Below are 16,065 nucleotides of genomic sequence, written 5' to 3'. Positions count from 1 at the left end.
AGGGAGGCGTTTTATAATCATGAAGATAGATAGAAAAGAAATGAATGGAACGTCTGAATTTATCATACCGGGATTTGTGGGTATTATGATCTTCGTGATCATACCGCTTGTGGATGTATTTATATCATCGTTTCAGAAATCAGGAACGGGAAGCTTTGCCGGTCTGCAAAATTATGCTCTGGTTATGGAGAATGATGCATTCCGGCTGGCGGCAGGCAACTCTATACGTTTTGAACTTGTGAGTGTACCTTTGCTGATCGTTATCTCGCTGGTAGTGGCTATAGAGGTTCATGGAATGAAAAGTAATATTATGAAATTTGCATTTCTTATCCCGATGGCGATTCCGTCAAATTCCCTCACTGTAGTATGGCGTATATTATTTGATGATCAGGGCGTGGTGAATAATATGATCATAAGGTGGGGACTTGGCGAACCGGTAAGCTTCTTTTCCGGCAGGGCAGTTTTCTGGCTGTTTGTATGCACATTTATATTTAAAAATATTGGATATAACATGTTGATCTGGCTGTCGGGTTTGTCTGTAATTCCGGTGGAGATATATGACGCGGCAAAAGTTGATGGAGCTGGCAGATTTACACAGATCTGGAAGATCACGCTTCCAAATATCAGGAGACCGTTTTTTATCGTGGCTATGCTGTCGGTTGTAAATTCGCTGAAGATTTTTCGTGAACAGTATCTTATGGCAGGAGGATATCCAGATATGATGATATATCAGATTCAGCATATATTTAATAACTGGTTTGAGAAGCTGGAGATCAGTAAGCTGACAGCAGGAGCGGTTCTGACTGCGCTGGTGTTCTTTGGTGTGATATTGATTATAAAGTGTATATGTCTTACAGACTGGTATGGTGTGAAGTTAAAAATCCGTAGGGGATTCTTATTAAGAAAACCAAAGCAACAAGAAAGAGGGGAAGGGTGCAGATGAGATGGGTTTCAAAGGGCGTACATTTGTCCATAAAGTTTTTCGTGCTTATGGGCGCAGCATTGTCCGTTCTGCCATTGGTGTTTCTGATCGGCGGAGCATTTATGGGAGAATCGGAGCTTGAACAGATCGCAGCTCCTGTTATAAGCGGAGGTTCAGGTTATGCTTCCTGGCATTTCATTCCTTTATATCCGACATTTAAGAATATAATCGAGCTGTTGTTTGATACACCGGAATACTATGTGCTTTTCTGGAATTCTGTGAAGATCGTGGGCGTTATACTTATCGGACAGCTTGTGTTTGCTGTTCCTGCGGCGTGGGGGCTTGCCAGAAGCCGGAACAGGCTGTCGAAGATTATATATGGGTTATATGTGTTCTGTATGATCCTGCCATTTCAGGTGACGATGTTATCCCAGTATCTGGTGTTGAACAGGTTGAATATGATAAATACACATTGGGCGGTCATACTGCCATTTGTGTTCTCTACATTCCCTATATTTATTATGTACAGTGCATTTGAACAGGTTCCTGATTCGGTGATAGAGGCTGCCAGACTGGATGGAGCGGGTGGCTTTAAGGTCTTTATCTATATGGCGGTTCCGATAGCAAAAAGAGGGATTCTTGCAGCAGTGATACTGGGATTTCTTGAGTACTGGAATATCGTGGAGCAGCCGGTGGTATTTTTAAAGGACAAATATCTGTTGCCATTATCGGTATATCTGCCGGATGTGACTGGGGGAAGTGCAGGAAAAGCATTTGCATTTGCTCTGTTCAGCTGTATTCCTTCTCTTATCATATTTTATATCGGAAAAGATATTCTGGCAGAGGGCATATCCATAGGATCTGCGGATGACTAATAGCAGGGTAATTTACAGGGAGAAAATGATATGAAACGGAAAAAAGGATTTAGGATCGTAAGAATTATAATAATATTTCTGGTAATCGTTGTTGCAGGAACTGTTATGTCAAGATTTGCAAGCAGCACCTTGACGCCCAAGGTAGAGATTATGTATGCATCATCCGGCAGTATATCAAGGGATGTCGTACAGGATGTGATGATCGAGGGCGACAGCAGGGCTCCTGTATACAGTTATCCTGATCTCATGGTTCAGGCAATATATGTGCATACGGGAAGTTATGTAAAGAAAGGAGACAGGCTTATGAAGATCGGGACAGGAGAGCTTTCATCCATATATCTGACGAAAAAACTTGAGCGGAAGAATCTGAAGGAACAATATGTGTACGCATGGGGAGATGAGAGAGCGTTAGTGGAAGAGAATATTGCGGATGTGGACAGACAGCTGAATTATCTGGAAAAGCTGACCACAAATGAGGGTGTCATATATTCCGAGGTGGAGGGGCTTATATCAGAGGTTCGGGTGGATGTAGGAAGCAGAACCACAGAGGAGGCAGCATTTGTGGTTATGGAGAGCTCGGATGAATATACAGTACGAATCCCGGTAACGAGTGAGCAGAAGCGTTATATAGAAAAAGGAGATAAAGTTATTCTTCATATAAATGATACCAGTGTGAATACGGAAGTAACGGCAGTATACAGTGATACCACAAATGAGCAGGGGTATATCGTGGAGACGGTTATATCCGGTGAACTGGTAAATGTAGGAGACAGTGTTCTGGCAGATATCTCCCATCAGTCTGAGAAATATGATTTTATCGTTCCGGTGTCCGCGATATATGCAGATGTTGTAGGTTCGTATGTGCTTGTAGAGAGATCAAAGGATACGATCCTTGGAACAGAGCTTGTGGCTGCAAAAGTATATGTGACGGTAGGAGATACAAATAATTATGAAGTAGGAATTAAGAAAAGTTCCCTGACAGGCGACGACAGGATCATAGCCAGTTCGGACAAGAAGATCGAAGCAGGGGATACGGTTCGGGAGAAATAGAGGGGTTGACGATGAAACGATTTGTGATTGGTATACTGGGAGCTGCTTTATTATCAGGTATGGCGGTGTGGAATATCATACATGCGGAATATATCAGCGGAACTTATGATAATGACAGAAATTATGCGTATCTTACGACAGGACAGGTCACATATAACAAAATGAAAAATGAAGACTATATAAAAGGCACATATCTTATTGACAGGGATGTATCGGTAACAGGTAATGGCGTATATAAGCAGATCACGGCAGATATAGTAACTGTAGATTTTGACGTGGAGGATATGCTCGGTATAAGTGGAAGACTGGCAGAAAATGATATGGGCGGATGTATTATAAGCAGCGGGCTGGCATATCATTTGTTCGGAAGTATTTATGCTACAGGGTATACGGTGACAGTCCAAGGTGTTGATCATGTTGTGCGGTCAGTAACGGATTCAGAGGATAACTTTATATTGATTCAGGCAGGTCAGGAACGTGGAGAAGACTGGGAGCTTGTTGAGCATAGAGAAATAAGTGGTCTGGTGATCGATATATCGGAGGAGAACTACAGAGGGGAGTATGCCACAGAGGTCGGTGAACACCATGGCTATAGTTCGGACTGTTACTATGTAACGGACTACCTGAATATTTTACCGAATATAAATCTGCCTGCAAAGTGGTCAGACTTTGATTTCTGGGCGGAGTCGTCCAGTGAATGGAAGCAGATGTCGGAGAGAAGATTATATGCTGATAAGGATGTGTTTGAAATATTTTATTATAGGCAGAGGCAGCAGTTGAACCTGTACAGATGGCGCAGCGTTATATCCGTTATTTTATTAGCAGGCTGGTGTGTGACGACTAGATTATGTATAAAATACGGGAAACACACAAAGCGTATAAAATTCTCATGTATTTATTGACTTTTTTATATCCGATATTAATATAAAGCATATATGATATTTGGCAAAGCATTCTAAAGGATGTGACGCAGAGCTATAGGGCCTGTAAAATGGCAGCCAGTTGCATTTTTACTAAACGAACATTGCTGGAACTGGGCAATGTTTTTTCTTTTATACTGTATGCGCGCCTCTTTTCCGATATTGAGAGGGGGAGAAGCCCTTCTGTTTCCGGAACAGCCGGCTGAAATATAACTGGTCATCATATCCTACGACCTTGGCTATTTCATTTATAGAATAGTTCGTCTGTTCTAAGAGAAGCTGGGCGTTGTTGATCCGACGGGATACGATGAACTGCATCGGGGTCATGCCTGTGTATTTCTTGAAATTCCGTATGAACCAGCTCACGCTCATTCCTCTTGATTCGGCATATTGTTCTATGCTGATGTCTTTATTATAGTTTCCATTAAAGTAGGAAACTGCATAGTCCATTTCACGATCCAGATATTCATTTTTCAGGATATGTTCGCGTGACAGCTCCCGTTTGAATACGATTAAAAGGCGTGTTAGCAGTAAAGCCAGCATTTCTTCATAATCATCCTGACAACGCTGCAGCTCCAGGATGATCTGTTTAAATATATGTTCATATTCCAGAGAGGAACCGACAGGGAATACTCTCCGGTTATCTTTAAATCCATATTTCCTCAGAAGATTCTTCACATCAGAGCCGGTGAAATGAATCCAGTAAACCTCTGTTTTATCTGCACCGTAATATTCATATTTCTGTAGTTCCTTCGGGCGGTAGAGTACCATATTGCCGGCAGGAACGATCGTCTCATTCTCAGCCTTATCAAAATGAAAATGTCCAAGCCCGGATGCGATATAGATGATCTGGTAGTCCTGTCTGCCCTTAGGACGATAGGTAGGCATCTTCGGGTCGCCACTTAAGCGGTATGTTCCGCAGCTTCCGACAATAAGCGGTCTGCGCTTGTCCTTGAAATCAAGATAGGAATGATTCAGGTATCCGGTATTTATATACATGATGAAGCTCTCCTTTATTTGTAGGATTGTAATATAAAAAGATTTATTGATATTGTATCATTTTGTCCATGTTCTGTCCATTCCGGTTCATAGACAGAAATGCTGTTAAAGTGTATGATAAATACAGACAAAACGAAATAACAAGATAATATTTGCAAATAATATCAAAAACATAAGAATAGTCGAAAACAAAAAAGTACATATAAGGGAGGATGACTTATGATAGTGCCACGTTATTATGAGAATTTGAATGTATTACATGAAAATACACAGCCTGCAAGGGCATACTATGTACCGGCTTCCTGTAGGATGGATGATCTGGTCGAGCACAGAGAAGGATCAGATCGGTTACAGTTATTAAATGGAAAATGGAAATTCCAATATTTTAAAAGTATTTATGATGTGAAGGATGCTTTTTATGAGATGGGATATGACACCGGAGCATTTGACGAGATCGAGGTTCCGGGCGTATGGCAGATGGCAGGATATGATACACACCAGTATACAAATATCCGCTATCCATTTCCATTTGACCCACCATATGTTCCACAGGATATACCGTGTGGAGCTTATGTGCATACCTTTTCTTATGCAAAGGATGTGGATGCGGCAAAGGCATTTCTGAATTTTGAAGGTGTGGATAGCTGCTTCTATGTGTGGATAAATGGGGAATATGTCGGATACAGTCAGGTATCCCATATGACCAGTGAGTATGATGTGACAGACATTTTAAAAGAGGGAGAAAATACGATTGCTGTCCTTGTCATGAAATGGTGTGATGGTTCTTATCTGGAGGATCAGGATAAATTTCGGATGAGTGGAATTTTTCGTGATGTCTATATTCTGAAAAGACCGGAGTGCGCCATTCGCGACTACCGCATCACGACCTCTGTTTTAAAGGAAAAGGCTGAGGTGAAGCTCGATCTGAGCTTTTATCAGGAGACAGCGGTTAAGGTTACGATCGAAGACAGGAATGGTGTGGTTGTAGCGGAAGGACAGGCAGAGCATGACGGAGCTTTCACATTTGAGATTATACAGCCGACACTTTGGAACACCGAGAATCCATATCTGTATACACTTATTTTGCAGAGTGAAAATGAGACGATCGTTGATCATATCGCTGTCAGAACGATAGAGATAAAGGATAAAGTTATTTACTTCAATGGACAGAAGATCAAATTCCGCGGTGTCAACCGGCACGATTCTGATCCGGTAACCGGCTTTACAGTGGATGTGGAGAAGATAAAAAAGGATCTTACCCTTATGAAACAACACAACTTCAATGCGATCCGTTCCAGTCATTATCCAAATGCACCGTATTTTTATCAGATGTGTGACAAATATGGCTTCATGGTATGCGACGAGGCGGATATAGAAGCACATGGCCCATATATGTTATATCGCAAAGAGGATACTGACTACAACCGGTTCAAAAAGTGGAATGAGAAGATTGCAGACAATCCGGAATGGGAGGCGGCTATTCTTGACCGGGTGAAGCAGATGGTCGAGAGAGATAAGAACCGTTTCTGTATCGTGATGTGGTCGATGGGAAATGAAAGTGCATATGGCTGCAATTTTGAAAAGGCACTTGCATGGACGAAGCAGTATGATCCATCCCGTATTACCCAGTATGAAAGTGCAAGATACAGAAATTATGATGTGACCTATAATTATGAGAATCTGGATCTGTACAGCCGTATGTACCCAGCGCTGTCAGAGATCGAGGAATATCTGGAAAAGGACGGAAGCAAACCATTTCTGCTGGTTGAATACTGCCACAGCATGGGAAATGGTCCCGGAGATTTTGAAGATTATTTCCAAATGATCCACAGTGATGACCGCATGTGCGGTGGATTTGTATGGGAATGGTGCGACCATGCAGTTGCGCATGATCAAGCGGAAAACGGAAAGACGAAGTATTACTATGGCGGAGATCATGGAGAGGCGATACATGATGGTAATTTCTGTATGGATGGTCTTGTGTATCCGAACAGAACCCCGCATACCGGACTGCTCGAATACAAAAATGTCTACCGCCCGGTCAGAGTTCGGTCATTTGATCAGGAGAGAGGAACGCTTACCCTTCATAACTATATGGATTTTGATGATATTCAGGATTTTGTGGATATCTGTTATGAGGTAACTCAGGATGGCTTAAGTGTTCAGAAGGGCAAGGTAGTGGGTGCTTCGGCTGCTCCGCACAGTGATTGTACCGTGGGGCTTGATATCGATGTTCCTACGGCAGGCAGAGTATATCTGAAGCTTTCTTATCAGTTAAAGAAAGAGCTTCCGTTAGTTTCTGCGGGTCATGTATTGGGCTTTGATGAACTTCTGCTTGAGAATAAAGATGGAAGAAACCAGACAGCTGCCAAATGGACGGCTTCGGATGTGGCAGTATCCGATATCAGGGTAGAGGAAGACGATGCATGGATCGTGTTAAATGGTGATGACTTTACATATCGGCTGGATAAGCGTACCGGCTTGTTCAGCGGACTTCAGTATGCAGGCAGGGAATATCTGAATCATCCAATGGAGCTTAACATCTGGCGTGCGCCTACAGACAACGATATGTATATCCGGGCAGAATGGGAGAAGGCTCATTATGATGAGGCATACACAAGAGCATATAGTGAACAGATCCTTCAGAACAAATTCGGAGTAATGATCATGTGCCATGCAGGTGTGGTAGCTCCAACCGTTCAAAAGCTGATCGATGTAGAGATTATGTGGAAAATAGATGGCGCAGGCAGAATTGCTGCGGGAATAACAGCAGTAAAAGATGAAGAACTCCCGGATCTTCCAAGATTTGGTATAAGAATGTTTCTGGATAAGAAGCTTTCTGAGGCTGCCTATTATGGCATGGGACCACAGGAAAGCTACCGCGACAAGCACAGGGCTGCCAGCCACGGCTTGTTCAGAAGTTCTGTGCAGGAGCTTCATGAGGACTATATCATGCCGCAGGAGAATGGAAGCCACTATGACTGTGATTATGTGGAACTGAAAAATCTACGATATGGAATGGCTGTTGCAGCAGAACATACATTTTCATTTAATGCCTCTTATTACACTCAGGAAGTGCTTACGCAGACGAAACACAATTATGAGCTTACGGAAGCCGACAGTACGGTGCTCTGTATTGATCATGCACAGAATGGAATCGGTTCGAACAGCTGTGGCCCGGTTGTTTCGGATGAATACAGGTTCAGTGAAAATGAGTTCCGGTTTGATTTCACGCTGGTACCGTTTGTGAGGGGTTAATTAGGAGGAGATACGGATGGAAGAGAAGAAATATTTAAAATGGTATAATAAAGTAGGTTATGGTTCGGGAGATATCGCGGGAAATGTGGTATATGCGTTTCTGACATCCTTTGTCATGGTATACCTGACGGATACGGTCGGACTTGCTTCAGGCATTGTCGGCACACTGATCGCGGTATCCAAATTATTTGATGGATTTACGGATGTATTTTTCGGATCCCTGATTGATAAGACACACAGCAGACTGGGAAAGGCAAGACCATGGATGATCTATGGATATATTGGCTGTGCAATCACGCTGGTTGCATGTTTTGCAGTTCCAGCCGGTATGGGTAAGGCTGCACAGTATACATGGTTTTTCATTGCATACACATTGTTAAATGGTGTGTTTTACACGGCAAATAATATTGCGTATTCGGCACTTACCTCACTGATCACAAAGAACAGCAAAGAACGGGTTCAGATGGGTTCTTAAGAATAAGAATCTGTTCGGGCAGTTTGCCTGGGCAGTAAATATTCCCCTCATTATAGCACTGATATTTACACCGACGCTGGTTGGCAAATGGAAGGGCATGTATAAGCTGAACCTTAGAGGATATATCATAGCGGTTATTGGCAGAGCCTTGGTTGTTGTTGCCGGCTATATTGGAAGCATCCCGCTTATGCTGGCATTTACAGCTCTTGCAGCGCTAGGCCAGGGACCTTGGCAGGGAGATATGAATGCGGTTATTGCTTCCTGTTCCGAATATACCTACCTGACACAGGGAAAGCGGGTTGACGGAACTATGTACTCCTGTACTTCGCTTGGTGTAAAGATCGGAGGAGGAATCGGAACGGCGGTTGTCGGCTGGCTCCTTGAACTGTCCGGTTATAAAGGAACGATGGCGGTTCAGCCACAGTCGGCTCTTGATATGATGCAGTTCATGTATCTGTGGCTGCCGTTGATATTTGATATACTAATCCTGCTTATACTTTCCAGAATGAATGTGGAAGCGGCAAATGAAAAGCTTAAGGCAGAGCGGGGAATGTGTGCAGGAGAATAATCTACAAGACTTCACAGATTTTTCACAAAAACTATTAGCACTCTCTATTGACGAGTGCTAATACAAGTGGTATAACATAATCAGAACGAAGGAGAGGACATCAGATAGAGACTGATGGAGGTTCCGGAGTTCCGGAAAAATAACAATTACGTGTTCTGACAATGGTCAGCACACAAAAGAATAAAATGTATGTATTTGAATGGAGGAATGACTTATGTTGATGCCTAGTATTTTTGGAGAAAATTTATTTGATGATTTTTTTGATGATTTTGCACGTCCTTATAAAGTGACAACAGGTTATACACAGCCTGCTAATATTATGAAGACAGATGTAAAAGAGACCGAAGGTTCATTTGAACTGGATATTGATATGCCCGGTTACAAGAAAGAAGATGTAAAGGCAGAGTTGAAGGATGGTTACCTGACCATCACAGGTACAACGAAGAAAGAAACAGGCGATCAGGACAAGAAAGGCAAATATGTCCGCCGTGAAAGATATTGTGGTTCTTGCAGCCGTAGCTTCTATGTTGGTAAGGCAGTTGAAAAGGAAGACATCAAGGCAAAATTTGAAGATGGTGTTTTAAAGATCAGCGTACCAAAGAAAGAAGAGAAGCCAAAGGTTGAGGAAAGCAAATATATCTCAATTGAAGGATAATTCTTTCACTTCCTGTATGAAAATTATTAAAGTAAATCATTTTGTCTCCTTCTGATAGAAATGTCAGATATGAATAATCATAAATGGGGCTGTTGCTTTACGAAGAATCATTCGTAGGGCAGCAGCCCTTTTTAGTTTTTGCAGCATACAGGAAAGACATCGTAAGCAATCGTTGCAGGAGCCGGAACATATCAAAACAAGTTGTTTCCTTAAAACAGGAAAAATGTTACAGACAGACAGTAAAAAATGTGGAAAAATGTTATAAAATAAGGAGAAAAACGTGGAAAAATGTTACAGGCGGGCTTGAAAAATTTGAGAAAAATGTTACTATTGATTATAGACGGTATATATGGGAGGTGGAAAAATGTTAAGAAGAAAGGCATATCAGGAGCTTTTAAAGTGGAAGAATGAATCAAAAGGAAAGGCAGTATGTATAATAGGAGCCAGACAGATTGGAAAGACAACACTTATCCGGGAATTTGGAGCAAGAGAATATGAACATTTTGCAGAGATAAATTTCGTAACGGACAAAAATGCTTCCAGAATATTTGAGGGAAAACTGGTTGCTGATGAAATTATTACAAATATAACTGCGTATTTGCACAAAAGTCTTGAGCCGGGAAAAACGTTGATTTTATTTGATGAAGTGCAGGAATGCCCGCAGGTCAGAGCTGCGATAAAATTTCTTGTTGAGGATGGAAGATTTGATTATATAGAATCTGGTTCATTACTGGGAGTGCGTTATAAAGAAATCAGTTCGTATCCGGTTGGATTTGAACAGATATTGCCTATGTATCCGCTTGATTTTGAGGAATATATGTGGGCAAATGGAATACAGCAGTCAACATTTGATTATTTAAAAGAATGTTATGATAATGCTTCAAGGGTTTCGGATACGGTTCATGAAACATTAAGCAAGCTCTTTTATAGTTATCTTGTAGTGGGTGGCATGCCTGAAAATGTGCAGATTTATGTAGACACACATGATGTTGCAAAGGTTGTTATGAATCAGAGAAGTATTCTGGATTTGTATTGTCTGGATATTGCAAAATATGCTTCCGAAAATGAAAAGGTAAAGATTAAAGCTATCTTTGACAGTATTCCATCCCAGTTGAATGAAAAGAACCGCAGATTTAAGCTTAACAGTATCCGTCCTGATGCCAGAATGTTACGGTATGAGGACTGCTTTAACTGGCTGACAGATGCAGGGGTAGCATTAGCCTGTTACAATGTAACAGAACCACAGCCGCCATTGCATCTGAGTGAGAAGCGGAATCTGTTTAAATTATATATGAATGATGTGGGATTGTTATGTGCGGCATGTATGGAAAATATTCAATTTGATCTTTTAATGGGCAATGTAGAGATTAACATGGGAAGTATTCTTGAAAATGCGTTTGCTCAAAACCTCCGTGCCGGTGGCTTTGATCTGAATTATTATGATTCAAAGAAGATCGGCGAATTGGATTTTGTGATACAGAAAGGGTTGTCGGTTGAGCTTGTAGAAGTAAAATCTGGAAATGATTACCATAAACATAAAGCGTTGGATCGTGCATTACAGGTTGAGAACTGGAAATTTAAAGAGTCGGTTGTCTTTTCAAAAGGAAATATAGAGTCAGAGAATGGGATCACATATCTGCCCTGGTATATGGTCATCTTTTTTCATCAGGAAAAAGAGCCAGATCAGATGATATATGAAATAGACCTAAGCGACTTATAAAAGGAATGCACATAGATTCTTTGCAGGGAATTGCTGGAATTGGTATGTTATGTTATACTAAGTGGGATTAAACAATGCAGGAAGATATATAGACCGAATGAAAACAAGCCTAAAATGAGGGATATATAACAATAAAAAAATACAAAGGGGAAAACCTATGCCAATAAGAATAATGGGAACCGGAAGCTTTTTACCGGAAAAAAATGTGTCAAATACAGACCTCGAGAAATATGTAGACACTTCGGACGAGTGGATCTCCAGTCGTACCGGAATTAAGAATAGAAGAATCGCGGTACATGAGACAACTGCAGGAATGGCAGCAGAGGCTGCAAAGAAAGCCTTGGAGATGGCAGGAAAAGAAGCAATCGATGTAGAACTGATCGTGCTTGCAACAGTAACACCGGATTATTATACACCGAGTGCCGCATGTCAGGTTCAGGCGGAACTTGGTGCAGACAATGCCATTGCATTTGATGTAAATGCCGCATGTTCAGGATTTGTATTTGCACTTAATGTGGCAAAAATGTACATCGAGACAGGCTTTGTTAAGAATGCACTGGTAATTGGTGCGGAGACATTATCCAAGATCCTCGACTGGAACGATCGTGGAACCTGCGTGTTGTTTGGAGATGGAGCAGGTGCAGCGTATCTGGAAGAATCCGACAAGGGAATTATCAGTGTAGTACAGGGATCGATCGGTAAGAAGGGAATGGTTCTGAACTGCGAGAGCAGACGTACTCACAATATATTTACGGAAGCTGGGATCGAACATGATTATCTGCATATGGATGGACAGGAAGTATACAAATTCGCAGTCAGACAGTGCCCGAAGTGCTTGCTCGAGGCACTGGAAAAGGCAGATATGACAGCCGATGATATTGATTATTTCGTTCTTCATCAGGCAAATGTCCGTATCATCGAATCAGTAGCAAAGCGGTTAAAAGCGCCGATCGAGAAGTTCCCGATGACACTCGGATATACCGGAAATATGAGTGCTGCCAGTGTACCTGTCATGCTCGACAGTCTGGTGCGTGATGGCGGCTTAAAACGTGGCGACAAGGTTGCAATGTCAGCATTTGGCGCCGGCTTAACCTATGGTGCGATCGTACTTGAGTGGTAGAAAATGTCTAAACGACGGTCACCTGTGCGATACCAGATTCGACCTTGTGCCAAGACTCCCTGCGGTTCCTATAAACTGCATATACCCGATTCGCAAATGTTCTCGTGCCAATTCGCCCGACGGCTCAGACAAGCACTCATATTTGCTGGTATATGCAATTCATAACGGAATCCTTGCTGATGTCTTGAGACAAGGGCGAATCTGGTATCGCATAGGTGACCGCCGTTTTTCGTTACATTCCTCAGTGCAGCGGTACATAAGGTTGCAAAAGACGCAACCTAAGTACCGGCGTTCGGAAAGGTTTGCTTCATAACAATATAGGATCGAGATAGATGAACGACAGAGAGAAAAGGCTGTAGCAGCATACAATTAATAAAGTCCTGTCCAGATAATGCCAGATTAAGCAGAAATGGAAAATAGCATTACTGTTATGTAGCAAGCCTTTTCTCACGTCAGTCGTTAATGAGCCACCGTTAGGTGGGGAATTTAGGACTGCTACGTGAGAATAGAGTGCAAACGCCTTGCGGAATAATATGTAATGCTATTTTCCATTTCGTTTCAAAGTCACCTGGACAGGACTGATTAGCTGTAAGCTGCTACAGTCTCTTTTATATTATCGTTCGTTGATAGGAACATACTCTTTGATCTCTGCAATGCTGGTGTAGGCAGGACGGATGATCTTGTAGGAATTAACAAGCTCTTCCATACGGTGTGCGCTCCAGCCGACTACTCGTGCAATTGCAAATAACGGGGTAAACATCTCAGCAGGAATCTTTAACATTTTGTAGAGAAGTCCGCTGTAATAATCAATATTGATACAAACACCTTTGTAAATCTTACGTTCTTCGGCAATAATCTTAGGTGCAATGCGCTCGATCATCTCATAAAGGGCATATTCTTCGTCCATACCCTTTTCGGCTGCCAGAAGCTTTACATATTTTTTGAATTCCAGAGCACGGGGATCGGATATGGAATAGAATGGATGCCCCATACCATATACGATACCGGTTTTGTCATATGCTTCCCGGTTGACAATCTTACGGATATACTCGCCAACTTCTTCCTCATCTGTGATATCTGATACATTGTCACGGATATTTTTCATCATACCCATAACCTGATAGTCACCGCCACCGTTTAAAGGTCCCTTTAAGGAACAGAGGGCAGCAGCCATTGTTGCATATGTATCGGAACCGGAAGAGGTTACAACACGCGTTGTAAAGGTTGAGTTGCTTCCGCCACCGTGTTCCATATGAAGTACCAGTGCCAGATCCAGTACACGGGCTTCCAGACGGGTGTATTTCCGATTGGAACGTAGGGTACTTAATATATTTTCGGCAAATGACAATTCAGGAAGCGGCTTATGGATATAACAACTCTTGCCAAGCTCGTAATGGCGGTATCCCTGATAGGAATAAACAGCCAGACGAGGGAACATACTGATCAACTGGATACACTGCTGTAATACATTTTCCAGAGAGTTGTCACCCATCTTTTTATCGTATGAACCAAGAGCCAGTGTACTCTTTGTCATATTTGCAATAATATCGGCAGTCGGACTCTTCATGATCACATCCTGAATGAAATGATGCGGCAGATCATAACTGATATTTAAAACCTGCTTGAAGTTCTGAAGCTCCTTTTCATCCGGCAAAATACCGAATAACAGGAGATATGTACATTCCTCAAAACCAAAACGATTATCCAGGAAAAATCCTTTGATCAGATCATGAATTTCGTAGCCACGATAGTAGAGCTCTCCGGCACATGGAACACGATTGCCTTTTTCATCTGTTGTAAATGATTTACTAAGAGAGACATTCGTGATTCCGGCATTGATACCGATACCATTTAAATCACGGAGACTACGTTTTACACCATATTTTTCATATAAGGCATCATCAATGCTGTTGTTTTTGATACACATATCCAGATGGCTCTTTGTGAAAGGGCCGATATTATTAATTGACATTTCAATTTCCTCCTGTGAATAGGATAATACTAAAAGTCATTATCGCATTTTTTTATAGAGAATGCAATGAAATAATTGTAGCATGGCAGCACATGCTTTGGTATAATTAGTATGGTTACAAAAAAGGAGAGTGTATAAAACGGAGGATATACATGAGAAAAGGGAGATTGGCGGTTGTTACAGTCTTTGGAAGCCTTGCAGTCGGGTTTGCTGCCTGTACGGTATTGTCAGGCAGAGTTTATAATAGCGTGTTGTACGATATTGTTCCATGGCTTGTTACGGGGATGGTCTGTGTAATGCCGACGGTATTGTGCGGAAAACTGGAAACACCAAGACTTAGCAAATGCAGAAACGGCTGTATGCAGCTATTTGTATTCTGTGTATCCACAGTGCTTACAATTATATATACCGTTTTATGTATGGCAAAAGTTCTTCCGGCTGAATATATACCGACAAATGGGAAAATGTGGGTATTTCATATATTGACAGCGATTCTTGTGGAAGCAGTTGTGTTCTGGAATGGAATAATCCGGATATATCTGACGTCAGAACAGCTTGGTATCAAATGGAGAGGGATCGGAGCTGTATGTGGCATGATACCGGTTGTAAATCTGGTCGTACTTGGGAAGATACTTCGCTTGACGATAGGAGAGGTTTCATTTGAAAATGATAAGGTTCGATTGAATCGGGAACGGAATAAAGAGCAGATCTGCAAAACAAAATACCCGATTCTGCTGGTGCATGGTATCTTCTTCCGGGATTTCAAATTGTTAAATTACTGGGGAAGAATTCCAAAGGAACTGGAGACAAATGGTGCAGTTCTTTTTTATGGCAATCACCAGTCGGCAGCATCGGTTCCGGCATGTGCACAGGAGCTGGATGCAAGAATCCGGGAGATCGTAGCTGAAACGGGCTGTGAAAAAGTAAATGTGATCGCACATTCAAAAGGTGGTTTGGATATGCGCTATGCCTTATCAGAACTTGGTACAGATCGGTATGTTGCATCACTAACAACGATAAATACACCGCACCGGGGATGTGAATTTGCAGATTATCTGTTAAATATTGTTCCGGAAAAAGAGCAGCAGAGCGTGGCAAAAGCGTATAATGCAGTATTTAAAAAATTGGGCGATGATTCGCCGGATTTTCTGTTGGGAGTAAAAGATCTGACAGCTTCGGCATGTAAAGCCCTAAATGATAAATTACATGATGCACAGGGCGTGTTATATCAGAGCGTTGGTTCGAGGCAGAATGTGGCAGGAAATGGCAGATTTCCGCTGAATTATACATATCGATTGGTAAAATATTTTGATGGAGCAAATGATGGACTGGTAGGCGAAAAATCATTCCCATGGGGAGCAGATTTCAAATACCTGACAGTGGAGGGGAAGCGCGGAATCTCGCATGGAGATGTGATCGATCTAAACCGGGAAAATATTCCGGGATTTGATGTCCGGGAATTTTATGTGAAGCTGGTTCATGATTTAAAAACAAAGGGATATTGATATATAAAAGAAAAGGAGCAGGTAAT

Annotated in this window: 11 protein-coding genes, 1 pseudogene and 1 riboswitch; of the genes and pseudogenes, 10 read left to right on the top strand and 2 right to left on the bottom strand. The window is 42.0% G+C overall.

Going from position 1 to position 16,065, the window contains the following annotated elements; genetic code table 11:
• Positions 1 to 19: 19 nt before the first annotated feature.
• The 4 genes from DXB77_RS12680 to DXB77_RS12665 are packed head-to-tail and all read left to right on the top strand — an operon-like array spanning position 20 to position 3,749.
• Entirely contained in the window at positions 20 to 943 is a 924-nt protein-coding gene (locus DXB77_RS12680; protein WP_118482822.1) for a sugar ABC transporter permease, read from the top strand.
• Positions 940 to 1,797 (top strand): carbohydrate ABC transporter permease, encoded by an 858-nt coding sequence (locus DXB77_RS12675; protein WP_118482820.1) that lies wholly within the window; start codon positions 940 to 942, stop codon positions 1,795 to 1,797. Before DXB77_RS12680 ends, DXB77_RS12675 begins: the two co-directional genes overlap by 4 nt.
• Positions 1,798 to 1,827: 30 nt before the next feature.
• Positions 1,828 to 2,847, top strand: coding sequence for a hypothetical protein (locus DXB77_RS12670; protein WP_118615184.1), 1,020 nt, complete (start codon positions 1,828 to 1,830; stop codon positions 2,845 to 2,847).
• An 11-nt stretch (positions 2,848 to 2,858) separates the two neighbouring features.
• Positions 2,859 to 3,749 (top strand): ABC transporter permease, encoded by an 891-nt coding sequence (locus tag DXB77_RS12665; protein ID WP_118663516.1) that lies wholly within the window; start codon positions 2,859 to 2,861, stop codon positions 3,747 to 3,749.
• A gap of 32 nt (positions 3,750 to 3,781) precedes the next feature.
• Positions 3,782 to 3,857: riboswitch (cyclic di-GMP riboswitch) on the top strand.
• Between the two features lie 42 nt (positions 3,858 to 3,899).
• Here the strand turns inward: DXB77_RS12665 and DXB77_RS12660 are convergent.
• A complete protein-coding gene (locus DXB77_RS12660) occupies positions 3,900 to 4,766 on the bottom strand; it encodes an AraC family transcriptional regulator (protein ID WP_118663514.1) in 867 nt (288 codons plus the stop codon).
• A gap of 219 nt (positions 4,767 to 4,985) precedes the next feature.
• Between DXB77_RS12660 and DXB77_RS12655 the strand changes: the two genes are divergently transcribed.
• The 5 genes and pseudogenes from DXB77_RS12655 (at position 4,986) to DXB77_RS12630 (ending at position 12,562) form a co-directional block, all read left to right on the top strand.
• The gene (locus DXB77_RS12655) at positions 4,986 to 8,024 is read left to right on the top strand and encodes a glycoside hydrolase family 2 TIM barrel-domain containing protein (protein WP_118663512.1); all 3,039 of its coding nucleotides are present in this window, start codon (positions 4,986 to 4,988) and stop codon (positions 8,022 to 8,024) included.
• Between the two features lie 16 nt (positions 8,025 to 8,040).
• Positions 8,041 to 9,067: pseudogene (locus DXB77_RS12650) on the top strand (MFS transporter).
• 214 nt (positions 9,068 to 9,281) lie between these two features.
• Positions 9,282 to 9,722, top strand: coding sequence for an Hsp20/alpha crystallin family protein (locus tag DXB77_RS12645; protein ID WP_118482811.1), 441 nt, complete (start codon positions 9,282 to 9,284; stop codon positions 9,720 to 9,722).
• Positions 9,723 to 10,086: 364 nt separating this feature from the next.
• Entirely contained in the window at positions 10,087 to 11,442 is a 1,356-nt protein-coding gene (locus DXB77_RS12635; protein WP_118663510.1) for an ATP-binding protein, read from the top strand.
• Between the two features lie 157 nt (positions 11,443 to 11,599).
• Entirely contained in the window at positions 11,600 to 12,562 is a 963-nt protein-coding gene (locus DXB77_RS12630; RefSeq protein WP_008401620.1) for a beta-ketoacyl-ACP synthase III, read from the top strand.
• A gap of 613 nt (positions 12,563 to 13,175) precedes the next feature.
• On the opposite strand, the gene DXB77_RS12625 is transcribed toward DXB77_RS12630, so the two are convergent.
• Positions 13,176 to 14,534: a citrate synthase gene (locus DXB77_RS12625; protein WP_118615205.1), complete on the bottom strand. Its 1,359-nt coding sequence runs from the start codon at positions 14,532 to 14,534 to the stop codon at positions 13,176 to 13,178.
• A gap of 152 nt (positions 14,535 to 14,686) precedes the next feature.
• On the opposite strand from DXB77_RS12625, the gene DXB77_RS12620 reads away from it, so the two are divergent.
• Positions 14,687 to 16,039 carry a triacylglycerol lipase gene (locus DXB77_RS12620; RefSeq protein WP_118663508.1) on the top strand — a complete coding sequence of 451 codons (1,353 nt, stop codon included), beginning with the start codon at positions 14,687 to 14,689 and terminating at the stop codon, positions 16,037 to 16,039.
• Positions 16,040 to 16,065: the final 26 nt, after the last annotated feature.

Origin of the sequence: Clostridium sp. OM05-9 (assembly GCF_003481465.1) — a bacterium.
GTDB lineage: Bacteria > Bacillota > Clostridia > Lachnospirales > Lachnospiraceae > Coprococcus > Coprococcus ammoniilyticus.
This window is presented reverse-complemented; position numbering and strand designations above follow the sequence as displayed.

Excerpts from the sequence above, each read along its gene's own strand:
- DXB77_RS12680 (WP_118482822.1), top strand. The coding sequence starts at position 20 with ATGAAGATAGATAGAAAAGAAATGAATGGAACGTCTGAATTTATCATA.
- DXB77_RS12675 (WP_118482820.1), top strand. The coding sequence starts at position 940 with ATGAGATGGGTTTCAAAGGGCGTACATTTGTCCATAAAGTTTTTCGTG.
- DXB77_RS12670 (WP_118615184.1), top strand. The coding sequence starts at position 1,828 with ATGAAACGGAAAAAAGGATTTAGGATCGTAAGAATTATAATAATATTT.
- DXB77_RS12665 (WP_118663516.1), top strand. The coding sequence starts at position 2,859 with ATGAAACGATTTGTGATTGGTATACTGGGAGCTGCTTTATTATCAGGT.
- DXB77_RS12660 (WP_118663514.1), bottom strand. The coding sequence starts at position 4,766 with ATGTATATAAATACCGGATACCTGAATCATTCCTATCTTGATTTCAAG.
- DXB77_RS12655 (WP_118663512.1), top strand. The coding sequence starts at position 4,986 with ATGATAGTGCCACGTTATTATGAGAATTTGAATGTATTACATGAAAAT.
- DXB77_RS12645 (WP_118482811.1), top strand. The coding sequence starts at position 9,282 with ATGTTGATGCCTAGTATTTTTGGAGAAAATTTATTTGATGATTTTTTT.
- DXB77_RS12635 (WP_118663510.1), top strand. The coding sequence starts at position 10,087 with ATGTTAAGAAGAAAGGCATATCAGGAGCTTTTAAAGTGGAAGAATGAA.
- DXB77_RS12630 (WP_008401620.1), top strand. The coding sequence starts at position 11,600 with ATGCCAATAAGAATAATGGGAACCGGAAGCTTTTTACCGGAAAAAAAT.
- DXB77_RS12625 (WP_118615205.1), bottom strand. The coding sequence starts at position 14,534 with ATGTCAATTAATAATATCGGCCCTTTCACAAAGAGCCATCTGGATATG.
- DXB77_RS12620 (WP_118663508.1), top strand. The coding sequence starts at position 14,687 with ATGAGAAAAGGGAGATTGGCGGTTGTTACAGTCTTTGGAAGCCTTGCA.